The sequence below is a fragment of the Paenibacillus sp. SEL3 genome (assembly GCF_054602585.1).
Map to the genome: position 1 here is coordinate 5,197,335 of NZ_CM137725.1, position 16,999 is coordinate 5,214,333.

At 48.1% G+C, this 16,999-nt stretch carries 11 protein-coding genes and 1 pseudogene; 9 read left to right on the forward strand and 3 right to left on the reverse strand.

Translation table 11 applies throughout. The features are described from left to right. Nucleotides 1–36: 36 nt before the first annotated feature. The gene (locus tag ACYCS5_RS24050; RefSeq protein WP_029516765.1) at nucleotides 37–1,728 is read right to left on the reverse strand and encodes an ABC transporter substrate-binding protein; all 1,692 of its coding nucleotides are present in this window, start codon (nucleotides 1,726–1,728) and stop codon (nucleotides 37–39) included. A 280-nt stretch (nucleotides 1,729–2,008) separates the two neighbouring features. Here ACYCS5_RS24050 and ACYCS5_RS24055 point away from each other — a divergent pair, with 280 nt between their 5' ends. The 6 genes and pseudogenes from ACYCS5_RS24055 to ACYCS5_RS24080 all read left to right on the forward strand — a co-directional run bounded on the left by ACYCS5_RS24055 (nucleotide 2,009) and on the right by ACYCS5_RS24080 (nucleotide 8,312). Continuing rightward, nucleotides 2,009–3,076, forward strand: a complete 1,068-nt coding sequence (locus ACYCS5_RS24055) for a LacI family DNA-binding transcriptional regulator (protein ID WP_459760227.1) — start codon at nucleotides 2,009–2,011, stop codon at nucleotides 3,074–3,076. A 205-nt stretch (nucleotides 3,077–3,281) separates the two neighbouring features. After that, on the forward strand, nucleotides 3,282–5,834 hold the full coding sequence (locus ACYCS5_RS24060) for a beta-mannosidase (RefSeq protein ID WP_459760228.1): 2,553 nt from the start codon (nucleotides 3,282–3,284) through the stop codon (nucleotides 5,832–5,834). A gap of 142 nt (nucleotides 5,835–5,976) precedes the next feature. Continuing rightward, nucleotides 5,977–6,332: pseudogene (locus tag ACYCS5_RS24065) on the forward strand (sugar phosphate isomerase/epimerase); the annotation flags it as partial. 314 nt (nucleotides 6,333–6,646) lie between these two features. After that, nucleotides 6,647–7,387, forward strand: a complete 741-nt coding sequence (locus ACYCS5_RS24070; RefSeq protein ID WP_318626700.1) for a DUF1361 domain-containing protein — start codon at nucleotides 6,647–6,649, stop codon at nucleotides 7,385–7,387. A 63-nt stretch (nucleotides 7,388–7,450) separates the two neighbouring features. Then, nucleotides 7,451–7,654, forward strand: coding sequence for a YwbE family protein (locus tag ACYCS5_RS24075; RefSeq protein ID WP_025721733.1), 204 nt, complete (start codon nucleotides 7,451–7,453; stop codon nucleotides 7,652–7,654). Between the two features lie 25 nt (nucleotides 7,655–7,679). Next, the gene (locus ACYCS5_RS24080; protein WP_025721732.1) at nucleotides 7,680–8,312 is read left to right on the forward strand and encodes a DUF2238 domain-containing protein; all 633 of its coding nucleotides are present in this window, start codon (nucleotides 7,680–7,682) and stop codon (nucleotides 8,310–8,312) included. Nucleotides 8,313–8,447: 135 nt separating this feature from the next. On the opposite strand, the gene ACYCS5_RS24085 is transcribed toward ACYCS5_RS24080, so the two are convergent. Together ACYCS5_RS24085 and ACYCS5_RS24090 are read right to left on the reverse strand one after the other, a co-directional pair. Further along, nucleotides 8,448–9,617 (reverse strand): glycosyltransferase family 4 protein, encoded by a 1,170-nt coding sequence (locus tag ACYCS5_RS24085; RefSeq protein ID WP_459760229.1) that lies wholly within the window; start codon nucleotides 9,615–9,617, stop codon nucleotides 8,448–8,450. A 93-nt stretch (nucleotides 9,618–9,710) separates the two neighbouring features. Beyond that, complete coding sequence (locus tag ACYCS5_RS24090; RefSeq protein ID WP_459760230.1) at nucleotides 9,711–11,033, reverse strand: MFS transporter; 1,323 nt, start codon at nucleotides 11,031–11,033, stop codon at nucleotides 9,711–9,713. A gap of 186 nt (nucleotides 11,034–11,219) precedes the next feature. Between ACYCS5_RS24090 and ACYCS5_RS24095 the strand changes: the two genes are divergently transcribed. The 3 genes from ACYCS5_RS24095 (at nucleotide 11,220) to ACYCS5_RS24105 (ending at nucleotide 16,982) form a co-directional block, all read left to right on the forward strand. Then, nucleotides 11,220–12,251 (forward strand): FUSC family protein, encoded by a 1,032-nt coding sequence (locus tag ACYCS5_RS24095; RefSeq protein WP_175405266.1) that lies wholly within the window; start codon nucleotides 11,220–11,222, stop codon nucleotides 12,249–12,251. Between the two features lie 357 nt (nucleotides 12,252–12,608). Beyond that, nucleotides 12,609–14,987, forward strand: a complete 2,379-nt coding sequence (gene helD, locus ACYCS5_RS24100) for an RNA polymerase recycling motor HelD (RefSeq protein ID WP_459760231.1) — start codon at nucleotides 12,609–12,611, stop codon at nucleotides 14,985–14,987. A gap of 153 nt (nucleotides 14,988–15,140) precedes the next feature. After that, nucleotides 15,141–16,982: an adenine deaminase gene (locus ACYCS5_RS24105; RefSeq protein ID WP_165147704.1), complete on the forward strand. Its 1,842-nt coding sequence runs from the start codon at nucleotides 15,141–15,143 to the stop codon at nucleotides 16,980–16,982. Nucleotides 16,983–16,999: the final 17 nt, after the last annotated feature.

Genomic DNA, 16,999 nt, shown 5'->3' on the forward strand with positions numbered 1-16,999 from the left:
TGTCAGCCCTGTAATATTTCATTAAAAAGGCAAACCCTATTTTTCGCCGTACCACAGTTTCAGCCGATTTTGAATTAGGCCAGTGTAGATTTCTTCAGCCTTTGGCACACCCGCCTGATCCAGCTCTTGGAGCATGCGGTCATACACAGCGTCGAACTGATCTGGCTTGGCGAGTACGGCCTCAGGAATGCGTTTGCGTACAATGTCCTGCGACTTTTGATAAATAACATTGTAATTCGTATTGGTCGGAACAGGCATGTTGTAGGCAGCCCCCCACTCTTTTACCGGAAAATCTTTTTCGTTCGGGAACAGGTCTTTCCACGTATGGGCTTTGTATGCCTGAAGGGACTCTTTCTCGGCTTGACTATAATTTTCGGTAATCATCTCCGGATAATTGGTTGTGTAATAATTGCCCGAAGGGTCCTTCACGCTATCGCCGTAATGTGGACCCCATATCCAGTACAAACCGATACCTGACTCTCTGCTAAAAGAAGCGTTATCGGTGTTCTTACGTTGTTGCACATCCGCCGGAATGACTCGTTTGCCATTCTCTACGTTGTAATGCTGGCCTTCAATTCCCCAATTACGTAAAATTTGTCCTTCGTCGGAGGCCAGAAAATCCAGAAACTTGATAGCTCGCACCGGATTTTTACATGAGGTTGTAATTCCGATCCCGGATGCGGTATCGAAGCCGATGGGCTGGAGGGAATGGTCCTCGTATTTCTCATTTAAAGTGACTGGAAAATGGGCGTAAGTGAATTCATCCTTACCTGCTGCTTTGAGCGCATTTTCGGCATCTTGATAGTTCCATTCCTGATCAATGAGTCCGATGACACGGCCTGCGGCAATTTTGGACTTGTACTGATCACTTTTTTGCACAAAAGTATCCTTATCCAACAGTCCTTCATTGTACATATGGTTCAACCAACGGAAATATTCACGTTCTTCTGGGCGCTTGTAGTGAAGAATGGCTTTGTGTGTTTTAGGATCAATATAATATTCGCCATCGTCGGGTCCACCTGTAGCAGTAACAGCCGGGTTTGTCACTGTAATTTGAATTTTCCAGTCCTCGGCATCGAGTGATAGGGGGATGGTTCGCTGTCCATTGGTGGTTGGATATTTGGCGACATAATCTTTAAGTGCTTTTTCAAAATCTTGAACGGTGCGGATTTTAGGGTATCCGAGCTTCTTAAGTGCCTGGTGCTGGATTTCGAAGCCGGCTTGTGCATCAAACGCAATGTGATCCACACCCAGATTGGTCGGGATCGTGTAGATGGCTGGATCTTCACTACTATATTTAATACGATTAAAATAGTCTCCATACACTTTCTTAATGTTAGGGCCGTATTTGTCAATGAGGTCGGTTAAGTCAATGAGTGCCCCGGCATCGACTAACTTGCCAATGTCTGATTTAGGGTACACGAGATCTGGATACTCTCCGCTCGCTGCCATTAAAGCAAACTTTTCCTCGCCTCGACCATTGACAGCATGTTCGGCATTTAGCGTAACGCCCGTTTTCTTGATAATTTCCTGTCCGACAGCATCCTTCATGTTGTTCCAGTTAGAGCTGGAATCACCGCCAAAGAAAGTAAATGTAATGGGACTGGTGTCATTAGGATCTTCCTTTTCTGCCTTACCGTCTGTTCCATTCGCACAGCCCGTTGTAACGAGCAGCAGCAAAGACAGGAGTAGAATAGAGCTCTGTCGTACCGACCTGTTCATGAACATTTGCAAATCCCCCTTAATAAGTATGATTTACACAATGTAAGTGCTTTCAATAGTAAATTGTAGGAAATAAAGAACCTCACGTCAAGCCATTTATAATTGTTTGTTATGCAGTTTGTTTTTTTATTAAGCAAACATATTTTAATGAAAAGTGTGGATTTGTGTAAATCCATCGTTTGATGATCTAAAACAAAGTATGCTACGATGGTACCAGTTTATAGGCATACCTGTATATTTAGAAGACTAAGGTAGAAAAAGATTTCGAATAGGGTTGGGTGAGGAGATGCGTGGAAAAGTAACATTGCAGGAAATTGCGGATGCGGCGGGTGTTTCAAAGTTTGCTGTTTCGCGTGCACTGTCAGGCAAACCCGGTGTAAGTGAAGAGACGAGGGCGCTGCTGGTTAAGCTTGCTGCCCAGATGGGCTATTTTCGCAGTCATCCCAAAATGACTGGGATAGAGCCTCGGGACACAGATGCCAGAGAATGGTCGGGTACGGTGCTGGTGTTATTTCCAAATATTCGGCACCAGAACAGGGAATCCAGGTACTGGGGACCTGTATTTGAAGGGATTTCCGAGCGTCTGAACCGTAAGGGGATGGATATGATCACGTTAACGGAGCCCTCGACTGAGGATATGTTTTCTCTACTGAACCCGGAGGCGATTAAAGGGATTATCACAGTAGGGACAATTTCAACTTCGTTGTTGCTGAACATTTATCGGATGGGTATTCCGGTCGTCATGGTAGATCATTGGGATTCTGCATTTTTAAGTGATACGGTGTTTACAGATAATCGCACATGCATGAGTAAATTAATGAAGGATTTGCTGTGTAGGGGCTATACCCGCTTTCAGTTTGTGGGTCATATTGATGACGCTCACAGTTTCTACGAACGCTGGGAAGCTTGTCGTTCTACACTGGAAATGAGCGGAGTAGAATTGCGACAAAATAAAGCCCTTCTTCACGGAGGAGCGCAGGCGCTTGCTGAGGAAATGGACAAGTTGTCTGAGGACAAACTGCCTGAGGTTTTTGTATGTGCTAATGATGTGACTGCTGCGCAGGTCGTGGATGTGCTGAAAGAAAAGGGGATTGACGTTCCGAGGCGTTGCGGAGTGACCGGGTTTGACGATACGAATGAACAAATGCCAATTTATGCCACGGTGAGAGTGGATAAGGAATTGCTGGGAATGCGTGCAGTGGACCAATTGTTGTGGCGCATAACGAACCCGAACTCGCCTGTCGAGAAAAAGTTGCTACATGCTGAGCTATTCATACGGGAAGTTCATGCACCCCGGATCAGTCGGGAAAATGATGACCGTGAGCGTCCCATCAGCACAATCACATATAGTTAATGTCCAGATACGTGTGTGACACCATACATCGTGAAGACAAAGGAGGTCGCTTTTAGCCTGTTTGGGGCAGAGGGCGACTTTTATTTTGTATTTTGTCACTTGTTCCAAAAAAACAATTGACTACTTTGTTAGCTTAATGTTATTTTTGTTATGTTACTGACGAATCCAGATGTTCCCAATCATGCTTATAGGGAGGCTTGTGACGATGGTTAATGTGATAGGGTTGGATGGCTGGAGGTTTAGAGAAGCACAAAGTGATGAGTGGCTCAGCGCGAAAGTGCCGGGTTGTGTGCATACCGATCTTTTACGACATGGCAAAATTCCTGATCCGTTTATGGGTATGAACGAGATGGAGGTACAGTGGATTGATAAGCAGGATTGGATATATGAAGCCCATTTTGAGATAAATGCAGATCAGCTTCAATGTCAATGTGTAGAGTTGGTGTTGGAAGGTCTGGACACATACGCGGATGTAAAAGTGAATGATCAATCTGTCTTGTCAGCCAATAATATGTTTCGAGTATGGAGACGGGATGTGAAGGCATTGGTTCAGCAAGGGGAAAATCGGCTAGAAATCAGTTTTCGTTCTCCGATTGCTGAAGATGTACCCAAGCTGGAAAGCTTAGGTTATGGACTCCCTGCACCCAATGATCAGTCCGAAATAGGTGGTTTGTCCGATAAAAAGGTAAGCGTTTTCGCACGTAAAGCTCCTTACCACTATGGTTGGGATTGGGGACCGAGGCTGGTGACGAGCGGTATCTGGAGAGAGGTTCGGATCGAGGCTTGGTCCGGTCTGATCGTGAGAGACTTGTTTATTCGACAGGACGAAGTGAGTTCGGCAGGGGCTAAACTCATGGCAGTGGTAGAGATCGAAAATGCAGATGAGATTAGAGATGCCGAGTTGCGTATTTCTGCTGACGGCAAAGTGTGGTCCAAGCCAGTTCGGCTGCTGAAGGGGAAGCAGACAGTGGAGCTGGAGCTGGAGATGAAGAAGCCGAAGCTGTGGTGGTGCCGTGGACTGGGGGAGCCGCATCTATATACGTTTGTGGCCGAATTAGTGGAACAAGAACAAGGAGCTGTAATCGCGGAAAAATCAGTAAAAACGGGACTGCGTTCCATCCGTCTTGTACGGGAACGGGATGCAGCAGGAGAGAGCTTTTATTTTGAGCTGAACGGAATTCCGGTGTTTGCAAAAGGGGCTAACCATATTCCGAATGACAGCTTTGTCACTGAAGTTACGATGGAACGATATCGGTATGAAATTGCCAGCGCAGCCGCCTCGAATATGAATATGTTGCGAGTGTGGGGTGGCGGTATATATGAACAAGACGTATTTTATGAGCTTTGTGATGAATACGGTTTGCTCGTGTGGCAAGATTTTATGTTCGCTTGCAGTATGTACCCAGGCGATGAAGATTTTATAGACAATGTGGCACAGGAAGCCGAGGACAATATCAAGCGGCTGCGTAATCATCCCTGTATTTCCTTATGGTGCGGCAACAATGAGATCGATTCTGCGTGGGCGCATTATGAAGAGAATGGAGGCTGGGGCTGGAAAAAGAACTACACACCTGAGCAACGGGAACGCCTGTGGGATGATTATGAAATGCTCTTTCATCGGATTCTACCGGAGGTGGTACGCACCTGGTCAGCGCAGACAGCATATTGGCCCTCCTCCCCGCTAATTGACCTGACGAGGGATCGGAACCAGCATGCCCATCGGTCTTCAACTGCAGGCGATGTTCATTATTGGGGTGTATGGCACGCGTCTGAGCCGTTTGAGAATTATCATGTACATGTGGGCCGTTTTATGAGTGAATATGGTTTTCAGTCTTTTCCTGAATACAAGTCCGTTCGTACTTATGCGGAAGAGAAGGATTTGGAACTGGAATCTGCGGTGATGCTGGCACATCAGAAGAACGGTGCGGGCAATCGTCTGATTAAAGAATATATGGAGCGGTACATGCGAGAACCAAAGGATTTTACGAGTTTTCTTCCCATGAGCCAAATTTTACAGGCAGAAGCAATGAAAGCAGCTATAGAGGCGCATCGTCGTCACAAGCCTTATTGCATGGGAACATTATACTGGCAAATGAATGATTGCTGGCCCGTTGCCTCCTGGTCGAGTATGGACTATTTTGGTCGTTGGAAAGCGCTCCAATATACGGCTAAGCGTAGCTTTGCCGATGTGTTGTTGAGTGCAACAGATACAGAACAGGGGAATAAGGCACTACATCTGGTCAACGATACACTAGAGCCGATATCAGGTACGTTGCGGCTGACGCTTTTGCATATCCGAAGCAGCCAGGCTGTTCGTGAAGAGAATGTTAAGGTAAAGCAACCAGCAGGTGGTGCAGGAATTGTACATATACTGCCTATCGACAAATGGCTGAGTGGCCTGAACCGTGCGGAGCATATGCTGGTCGCGCGTCTGACGCAGAATGGTGAACAGGTGACCTCCAGTGAAATTTATTTTGCAGACACGAAAGAGATGGATTTACCGCAGGCAAAAATTGAAGTGACAGAGATTCAGGGAAGCGATGCTAGCAGATTCATGCTGTGTTCGGATGTACTTGCCAGACACGTGTGGCTATCGGCAGAGCAGGAAGGTATTTTCAGCGACAACCATCTGGATCTAGCTCCCGGTATTCCAAAAACAGTGGAATTTTTGGCTTTGCACAACGGTTCATCGGCATTTGTGGCAGCTGCGCCGGGTACATTGGCAGTACATTCATTAGTCAATTGGATACAAGGTTAGACAACAGTAAAAGCTTATCCGTCTTTAAGTAGATGATGGATAGGCTTTTTTTATAATATAAATTTATTTTTGTGATATGTGGAGCGATTTCATAATGTTCATATACATAACAAAAGAAGGCTTGGGAGCTGAGTGATAACAGATCATTTGTAAGAAATTTATCTATTCAGCATCTAACTGTTGGAATATAAAAAACATATGGGCGGCCGAGAACTTGTAGAGGAAATCCGTCAGTTGGGCTTTAGCAGGGTGGAGCTGAATTATAACATTACCCGGGAAATGCTAACGACGATTGAGCCTATGATTGAGCGGGGGAAAATCGGCATATCGAGTGTGTACAATACATTTCCTCATACACCAGATCCGGATTACGGCACGAATTCCGTTCTGCTCGGGTTTGACGATGAAACCAAGCGACAACGTGCGATAGAGCTGCTGGTGCAATCTGTGGAATATGCGCATCAGTACGGAGCAAAAGCGGTAATTGTGCATCCCGGACGACGGATGGCGAATGGACAGAGCGCAGCAACGGAATTTATAATGCCGTTAGCGATATTATGCTAATTCATGCTGCCCGAATTTTAAAACTACCGGAGCTACGCCTTTACCTGTGAGTGAAGTCTAAAACACAGTATGCATCTATTTTTCGGGGATGAGGTCAATTCCCAAAGAATAGATGTTTTTTAATGTTCATTTATGCAGAGGTGGAGCGCTTCCATTGAGCTTGAAGCCATTGTGGTGTACACTGTCCAGAACAGGTGTAAATTGGAACGTCAGGAAGGCAGGACGGTTACAAGGAGGGAAAGACACGTATGTATGCCCGTTTAAGATCGTTAAATTATCCAGTAAAACTTTATGTTTTTTTAACACTGGCCTTATGCTCCGTAATCAGTACATTGTGGATCATTAACGTGCGACTGCCCTCAGGGGGCCGCCCTTATCTTTTTATTTGGTGGAATATGATGCTGGCCTGGATTCCTATGCTGTTGACGCTGCTGCTTGATGTAATGTATAGCTCGTGGAGGCGAGGAACGAGGACTTTTTTACTCTGGGTCACGGGGGCGGCATGGCTTTTCTTTTATCCCAATACACCCTATTTGATCACAGATTTGCTGCATGTATTCGCCAGATATCCGTTTCTCGGGGAGCAACGTTTCTGGGGAAATCCGTATTTTTGGAATCATGTATTGGGGATGCTGCTGGTAGCCATACTTGGCCTGACAATGGGATTTGTATCACTCGAATCCGTACGACAGTTGGTACAACGTGCACGTGGTGGGCTTGTTAGTTGGCTGTTTATGATGGCGGTACTCTTGTTGAGCAGCCTGGGTATTTATATTGGCCGTTTCTTTCGAGGGAACACATGGGATATTGTTTCTGCGCCTTCTCAACTGTATGCACAGGTATCTTCCATATGGGCAGACTCCTTGCAACGTACTCATTTTGTGGAGTTTAGCGGGATGGTATTCGTTATTTTGCTCGTCAGCTATGTATCCACGATGTGCGTAGTCTGGATGGGGAACAGCCGCCAGGACGAATGGCGTCGTTGGTGATTTTGTTGTAACTGAGTGGCTGAATATCATCATAAATATAAAAACAAAGGAGGAATAGCTACAATGAACGGACAGAATCGATCCGACATCCGCGCTGGTCTTCAGGTAGATATTGTACTTAAAAAGGATCAGCCTACCGGTAAGTTGACGCGAGGAACGGTGAAAGATATTTTGACCAATTCCCCACGTCATCCGCATGGAATCAAAGTGCGTCTGACAGACGGACAGGTTGGGCGTGTCAAACATATCGTAACGAACGAAGGCTAGAGCTTTGGGCTGAGGAGGAATGACGATGAACCAGGCAACGGCATGGTCTAAAAATGATCGCTACCCGCTTGTTTTACTTGTATTGCTGGCGCTTGCCCTCATTTGGTCTTTGATTCGCCCGGCGGATTATTTTACATGGGTACTGGAAGTTCTCCCAGCAGTTTTAGGAGCTGTACTGCTGGCGGCTCTGTACCGAAGATTTCGGTTTACCAATCTGGTATATACCCTAATCTGGCTGCACGCATTGATCCTGATTGTGGGCGGACATTATACCTATGCCGAAATGCCACTGTTCAACTGGATTCGGGACACGTTCGGACTGGAGCGCAATTATTATGATCGACTTGGGCACTTTGTACAAGGTTTTGTACCTGCACTCATTGTCAGGGAAGTGTTGTTGCGTAAAACGGCCTTGGGAAGCGGGAGCTGGCTCACTTTCCTCACGGTTAGTGTGTGTCTTGCGATCAGCGCTGTATACGAGTTGATTGAGTTTGCTGTAGCCAAGGCAACGGGAACAGCAGCAGAAGCTTTTCTGGGCACACAGGGGGATGTATGGGACACCCAATGGGATATGCTTCTTGCGTTCATCGGCGCTTTGACCGCAGTGATTTTGTTGAGTGGGGTACATAACAAGCTGCTGAAACAATTAAGGTATTAGCAAAGGCTTTTCTTCTTTTATCTGCAATTGTAGTTAGACGGGGAAATAGTTAAGCTGATGAAGGGTGGTTACAGAATGCGTGAAGGAGCATTCTCTAACCACCCTTTAGCATCTGTAGCTATGAAGTCCTCAGAGTTACATTCGCCTCATGGGATGGCTGTCAAGATGGAGGGTCGCTGCGTCCATGTAGCTGTCCAGTAGCCGTTCAAAAATACGGTCCCATGTCTGCTCCAGACTGTAGGCTCTACCAGTTCTGGATATAGCATCGCGAAGTGAGGCGTCCTCATACAACAGGTGTACAGCTTTGGCAAAGGCAGAGGCGTCCCCAGCAGGACACAATAGCCCCGTTTTTCCATGGATTAGATTATCTTTTACCCCGCCTTCATTGGCACCGACCACAGGTGTACCGCTCGCCATAGCCTCCAGTACTACGTTGCCGAAGGTTTCCGTGGTGGAAGGGAAGAGAAATACGTCGGCTGCGGCGTAGAGTTCAGCTAATTCCGGCCCTTTCACAAAACCAAGCCAGTGGAGTGCATGCTCCGGCACCCCTATATCCGCTGCAGTTTTGACCTTATATAATGGACCATCTCCTGCAATGACCAGCACAGAGGCTGCGCGGACGTCGTCAGGTAACTGGAGGTAGGAATCCAGTAACGTGTCTATCCCCTTTTCTGGTGCAAGCCTGCCCACATACAAAATAACAAATGCATCTGCATGAACGTCCCATTTCTTCCATACTGCATGACGGTCCACCTTTGGTTGAAATCGGTCGGTATCAATGCCTCTGCTCCAGATTTCGAGCTGCCCCATTCCTTTATTGCGCAACAATTCCATGGTTGATTGAGAGGGGACATATACCCTTTCGCAATGTCTATGAAACCAGAGCATGTATTTCCATAACGCAGGTTCAAGCCAGCGAAGCTTGTAATATTCAAGGTATTTATCAAAGTGGGTGTGATATGAGGCAACGAGTGGAATATGGTGTTTGGCTGCGTAGCTTGTTCCATACAGGCCAAGGTTAAACGGAGTAGCGACATGAATCAAATGCGGGGAAAAGGCTGACAGACGCTCGTTGATCTGTTTGGCGTTGGGGATCGCAAGTCTGCATTCCCGGTACAACAAAAAGGGAATACTTCGAAATCGCTCTACACCCGGCCCAGAGGGCAGATGATGGTCTGCCTCCGGTGCGAAGACGAGCGTAGATACTCCATGTGTCTCCAGATAGCCAATCCATCGTTCCAGGGTCAGAGCAGCGCCATTCACGTCAGGCGTATACGTGTCCGTAAATAATGCAACTCGAAGCATGCCTTCATTCCTCCTCCGCCATTCTCATTTATCCTATGACGTTCCAAGGGAGTCCGCTTGGAGGCTCCGGCTTTTATTGTGTCATGATTTTGTTTACGGGCCTGCCGGGTTTTGTAAAAGCTGGCTCGCGGACGGACGCTTTTCTCGAAACATCCTGTAATAGACGAGGGAGGACAAAATATAGAAAACACCTGTCATGCTAAATGTGATGGCATAGCCCCAGTAGTTGCCATAAGTTGTAACCAGATAGGCTTGTACAGATCCCATACCTGCGGTGCCTAGCATCCAGGTCGTCTGGAGAATGGAGTTGGCAATGCCACGATTTTTATCTGACACACGTTCGACGAGAATGGCGGTTTGCAGCGGATTAGCTGCATTCATGAGCGCTTGCCTGAATAGAAAGCTGATCGAAGCGATCCATAGTACGTTTGTAAAGCCTGTAATGAGAAGGAACGGTAGCGAAAGCAGTTGGAAGCCAACTACAGCTCTGACTAGACCAATTCGGCTGCCGAGGGTAGGTCCGATCAACATGGAGAGGATGGTCATGAGCTGGCCGAGTGCAATCAGTAAACTCATTGCGCTGAGCGATACGGAGAAGCGGTTCGTAAAATACAAATTAAGATACGGGATGACCAGACCTGAACCCAGTCCAAGAAAAAACTGGGCCAGAACAAATTGTCCAATAATCCGGCGATCAGAAGAAGCAGTAGGTGTCTCCGAGGCAGGGATATCGGATGTAATGTACGGCGTCTGTACTTGTTCTGTTTGAGATGAAGATTCGGCAGGAGCTGGTGCTTCTACGGTTGCCGTAGTTTTTGTGATAAACAATAGAGGAATAAAAGCAGTCAATGTTGCCATTCCTCCAAGGAACAGAGCAACCCGCAGACTGGATAGCGGTGTGATTCCCCACGTCTGCAGCCCATCTGCAAGTACGCCACCCCCGAAGCTGCCCAGGACCTGAGCTGCCAATACAAGAGCCGAGTAATAGCTGAATATTTTTAAGCGTTGGGCTTTGCTTATGCTTTCTGCTAAAAAGGGCACAGCTAGTACCTGAATAAAGGCGGCGAATATACCTGAGATTACGGCAAATACCAACATGCTTCCGCTGGTATCTGTAAAGGTACGGGCGAGAAAGGCCAGGCCGCTGAATAATGCACCGATGACCAGCATATTTTTGCGGCTCGTCCGATCCCCCAAAAATCCGACCGGAATGAACAGCAACGCCGTCGCCAGCGCCTGCATGCTGACCACCCGGCCGTTCATATCATCATCAAAGCCAAGCCCTTGGATATACAGGTTATACAGTACAGAAAACATTCCCGTGCCCATCTGGTACAACAGATTGGCCATAAAAAACAATCGGATATTACGCGGCCACTTTCGGGGCTCTTCTAACATTTTGCTAGTCCATGACACGATGAGTTCCTCCTGTGACGTGTTGCAAATAAGTTAATACTGTTGATATGTATTCTATCAGGAACTGTACATTTCATAAATATTCCTGATCTTCGCTTGTTTTGGGTAATAATAAAGCATGGACTTTACATTGAATTTTCATTATAGTAATTCGGTATGAATAAATTTGAAAGGTAAGCAGGAGGGATGGCTTTGGCTTTTGGAGCACGGGTGTTGAAAACGGGAATTGCAGTGACGCTCGCCCTTTTTCTGAGCACGCTTTTGAACACCCATTCGCCTGTGGGGGCAGCGATAGCCGCTATTTTTGCCATGCAACCGTCGATATATAGGTCGTGGCGTTATTTCTTGGATCAACTCCAAACAAGCACACTAGGTGCAATCATGGCATTGCTGGGCGGAATGGTATTTTCGAATGAGCCGATTGCAGTCGGACTCGTATGTGTATTGGTACTTATGATATGTCTGAAAATAAATATGGCTGATACGGTTGGATTGACACTCGTGACCGTTGTTTCTGTAATGGAAGCCTCAGGGGACTGGAAATTTGCGGTGACTCGATTTGCGCTCACTTTGATTGGAATTGTGTCTGCTTTTGTCATCAATGTTAGCGTTTTTCCCCCGAAACCGAAAAGGCAGTTTATCAATCAGATTCAAAATGTATTTAACAGTATGTCCTTGTTGCTGCGCACTGCCATTTCCGATGAGATTAAGGAGTCTGTCTTTAAAGAGGAAAAAGGAAATCTGGAGGGAGCTATTAAATCCCTTTCGGACAAATATCATTTGTTCGAGGAAGAGCAGAAGAAGCTCAAGCGCTCCAAGTTTAGTCAAACGAGACAAATGGTAGTATACAAACAAATGCTCGGAAGTTTACACAAAGGATATGAGGTACTAGATGCGGTGGAAAGGCACTACTTCCAGTCTTTACGGCCAAAGGGAACGGATGCTTTTTTTGACAGTCATCTGGAGTTGCTGATTCGTTTTCACGAGCACGCTCTACTGAAATTCGAAAATAAGCTAAAACCGAACGAGGACGAAAGTGAATTGTTCCAGCAGGCGAACGGCGAATTTATGAAGCATGCGATTACACGTTTTGACCATTGTCAGGAAGGAATGCTGCGGCTTTCTATTGTGGCTGCGGCGATGTACGACTATGGTCACCAGCTGGAGAGGTTGAGCAGATTGGCCGATCATATTCATCCTGTGGAAGAGAGCAGATAGGCGAATTTCCAAAAAGAAAAGCGACCGCATTCATCAATCAGATGAAACGGTCGCTTTTTTATGTAATGAATTCAAGTATGTCAGAACAGGTTAATAGAAGGTTGCCAGAACGCACAAAAAAAGCCCGCTGGTTGCGAACAGGGACTGAACTTGCTACAATAGAGAATGCTCTGTTTTATGGTAAAACCATATGCATAAATTGTGAGTTACACTTCTTTTTACATTATAGCATGCTTCAAAGGATTAGTCAATTTTCCCGGATCAGGGGGATGCCGCGGGTATGTCCGGGTCCATAATAGAGCATAGTTTGTACGCAAGGGAGCCCTGCGTGGAGCAGGAGGAAACGGAACAGGAGCGATGCCAGTGACTACTGAACAGCAATGGAATGAAGAACAACGAAGAGTAGAAGATGTGACCGCAGTAATTAGCGGGCGTATTCGGAAGCTAGAGACAGAGGTTGGTTCTGTGCGCGGAGATGTCGTCGATATGCGTAAAGACTTCTGGGATGAGGTAACGATCAATTTCAGTGAGGCGGATGATGTGGGCGAGACGTCCACCAGTTTGCGTCAGCAGTCTGAGATTTTGTCTGAGCGGGAACGAAGACACAAGCATTCCACAGAGGCGTTAGGTCGTTTGAAAAAGTTGCTTGATTCACCGTATTTTGCACGCATTGATTTTGCTGAGGAAGGGCAGACTGCGGAACGTGTTTATCTGGGGATTGCCTCCCTGCTTGATAATCAAGATGAGGAATTTCTGATCTATGACTGGCGTGCGCCTATTTCCAATCTTTATTACGATAACATGCCGGGTCCCGCTTCTTATAAAACTCCGGCAGGGGAGATGGAAGGAGAGCTCACGCTTAAGCGTCAATTCTCGATCCGTGATGGACAGATCCGTTTTATGTTCGATACAGGGGTGACGATTGGAGACGAACTTCTTCAAGCCGTATTGAGTCGCAGCTCGGATGCTCAAATGAAAAGTATTGTCGCTACCATTCAAAAGGAGCAGAATCGCATTATCCGTGATGATCGAAGCCGGATGCTCATTGTTCAGGGGGCGGCAGGAAGTGGCAAAACCTCTGCAGCGCTTCAGAGAGTAGCGTATTTGCTGTATAAGTATCGGGATCGCTTGCGAGCGGATCAGGTCGTGTTATTTTCGCCAAACCCGATGTTTAACAGTTATGTTTCGACGGTATTGCCTGAATTGGGTGAGGAAAATATGCTTCAGGCCACGTTTCAGGAATATTTGGAGCGGCGTTTGGGCCGGGAGTTTCAGTTAGAAGATCCCTTTGAACAGCTGGAATATGTGCTTTCAGCGTCGTTACTGCCTGGGTATGAAGCCAGGATGGAAGGTATCCGTTTTAAATCGTCTAAGACGTTCTTACATGTGATTACAGGCTACAAGGCGTATTTGGAGCAGGAGGGCATGCGTTTTAAACCCATCCGCTTTCAGGGACGTGAGGTGGTTTCAGTAGAGCAGATGGCACGCAAGTTTTATGAATTCGACTCTACGGTGCGACTGGCGAATCGATTGGAACTGCTGCGGGATTGGATGCTTAAAGAGCTGGCCCGCTTTGGTAAGGAAGAATGCTCCGCCCCATGGGTGGATCAACAGATGGATCTGATGGAGCCGGAGGATTATCAGCGTGCCTATAACCGTATGCGCCGTAAATCCAAGAATAAGGGCGATACTTTCGACGATTTTGCACGTGAAAGAGAAATATTGGCGCGTATGGTGGTCAGTGACCGCTTAAAGCCTCTGCGCAAATGGATTAAGGCGCTTCGCTTCGTAGATACGACCCGGCTCTACAGCGAGCTGTTTATGAATGAGGCATTGTTGAGCCAACTGGCGAATCATGCAGAGCTGCCCGTCAGCTGGGGTGAAATTAGTCGGCAAACCCTGCAACGAATTCAGGCTGGGGAGTTAGCGTATGAGGATGTAACCCCCTTTTTATATTTGCGTGAGCTGATGCTGGGCTTCCGTTCCAATAGTAACATCCGTCACGTGTTTATTGATGAGGCACAGGACTATTCCCCATTCCAACTGGCGTTCTTCAAGCGTTTGTTTCCACAGGCTAAAATGACGGCACTGGGTGATTTTAATCAGGCCATCTATGCCCATGCCTCGGTGCTTCAGGATGCAGAGCCATTGTATGACTTGTATGGTGCAGATCAGACCGAGATGATTTCCCTGACACGCAGCTATCGCTCGACACAGGAGATTGTGGAATTTACCCGGGGGATGGTCGCTGGGGGAGAGCACATTGTACCGTTTAACCGTAAGGGTGAGAAGCCTCTGGTAACCGAGGTGCGTTCACGTGAAAAGTTGCATCAACGGATAGCTGGGAATGTCACTGAATTGTTGGCAGAAGGCTATGAGTCCATCGCGGTGATCTGTAAAAATGCTGACGAAAGCGCGGCAGCCTACGAAGCGCTGGAAGGGCAGCTGTCAGTGAAGCCAAAATTAATTAAGAAAACAACCCCCGCTTTTGAAAAGGGGATTCATATCATTCCAGCCTACTTGGCAAAAGGCGTGGAATTCGATGCGGTCCTGATTTATGACGGATCAGCGAAACAATACCAGCGTGAGAGTGAGCGCAAGCTGTTCTACACCGCCTGTACGCGAGCGATGCATTTGCTGCATATTTATAGCATAGGGGAGATTACACCATTCGTGAGTTTACGGGATTCGGATACGTATACCCGCAATGTGGAAGAAAGTGATCGTGTTCTGTAGAGAGGATATTGGCAATCAGCTGGGGACAAATGCCACAGGAACCTTTGCGATGTTTGAATAGATATAGAGTTGGCTGGCATTATGGAGCGTATTCCAGTAACATAAGCAAATAAGCAAAACAGGTAAGAAGCATAAACGGAGGTTACAAACGTAATGGACATGAAGAGTGTATTTCAACGCCCGCCACTGGCGGAGTGTGTACCCGAGTTAGTAGCTACAGCTAGAGGGGAGCGCAAGGCATCACTGGTGATCCGCGGAGGAACACTGGTCAATGTGGTATCGGGCGAGTTGCTGCCGGGCATGTCTATTGCTGTGCAAGGTTCTCGTATCGCTTACGTCGGTAGGGACGTCAGTCATACGATTGGAGAAGACACCATAATCATTGAAGCGGAAGGCCGCTATATGGCACCGGGGTTACTGGACGGACATTGTCATATCGAAAGCACGCAGCTAACGGTAACTGAGTTTGCTAAGGCTGTACTGCCGCTGGGAGTGACGGGTGGTTTTTTTGACCCGCATGAAATTTCTAATGTACTGGGTCTAAAAGGGCTTCGTCTGATGTTGGACGAAGCCCGCACGACACCGCTGGCAGCTTACATGCAGGTGGCTTCTTGCGTGCCGTCCACAGGTCCGGAGCTGGAAACGACGGGGGCCTCCTTCGGCCCGGCAGAAGTCGCAGAAGCGTTAAGCTGGGGCCCGGATATGATCGGGCTGGGCGAAGTCATGAATTTCCCTGGTGTCGTCTATGGAGACGATGTGATGATCGGGGAAATTCAGGCCACGCTGCGCGCGGGCAAGGTGGCGGATGGCCATTTTACATGGGCCTCCGATGATTGGCGACTGCCGGTCTATGCAGCCGCGGGAATTTCGGGCGACCACGAGTGTGTCACGCCCGAGGATGTAGCCGAGCGTATCCGGCTCGGCATGTATGCCAAGATGCGGCAAGGTTCCGCATGGCATGATGTGGCCGAGACGATCCGCGCCAGCACGGAAATGGGTCTCGACACGCGCCGCATGATGCTGGTAACGGATGACCGCAGCGCAGAATCCTTGCTCCATGAAGGGCAGATGGACTTCGTTGTGCGTCATGCCATTGCACAGGGCGTCAAGCCCGTAACCGCGTTTCAGATGGCTACGCTGAATACGGCAGAGCGCTTCGGCGTGGCACGGGACATCGGCTCGATCATTCCGGGTGCGATTGCCGACATTATTTTGCTTGATGGCCGATTGGCCGAAGTGAATGTGACGGCTACCATCGCAGCGGGCCAGCTGGTGGCCGAGCACGGTCAAATGGTCGCCGATTGGGACGGATTCGTTTATCCTGCGGAAGTAATGGACACGGTCCATCTGGGACGAGAGCTGAGTGCAGCAGATTTCCGCATTGCGGCTCCAGTACAGGAGGGGAACGTACCCGTACGGGTGATTCGTGTTACGGAAAATCATGTGGACACGAAGGAAGTGCGGATGACCGTTCCGGTGCGTGATGGTGAAGTTGCATCAGATCCTGCGCAGGATTTGTGCAAAATCGCCGTTTTCGAGCGCCATCATGCCAGTGGCAGTCACGCGGTCGCACTTGTGACAGGTGTCGGCTTCACCGAGCCGGCTGCGATTGCCATGACCGTCGCGCATGATAGTCACAACCTGCTCGTCATTGGTAATGATGACGAGCTCATGACCCAGGCGGCGAAGCAGGCTGTTGGTCTGCGTGGTGGCGTGGTGGTTGTATCCGCCTCGGGTGAGACACGCTTCCCGCTGCCTATTGCCGGGCTGATGTCCCCAGCTCCGTTTGCAGAGGTGGCAGCGCAGTCCGAAAGTATCAGCCGCGCGCTTCAGCAAGCCGGCTGCATGCTGAACAACGCGCTGATGACACTGTCACTGCTCGCACTGGTCGTTATCCCTGAAATCCGTCTGTCGGATCAGGGGCTTGTCGTCATCGGAGCGGATGGCATCCGCAAGGTATCTCTTTTCGTGGAAGAGGATGCTGCGGAAGTCTGATAGAACACGTCGCTGGG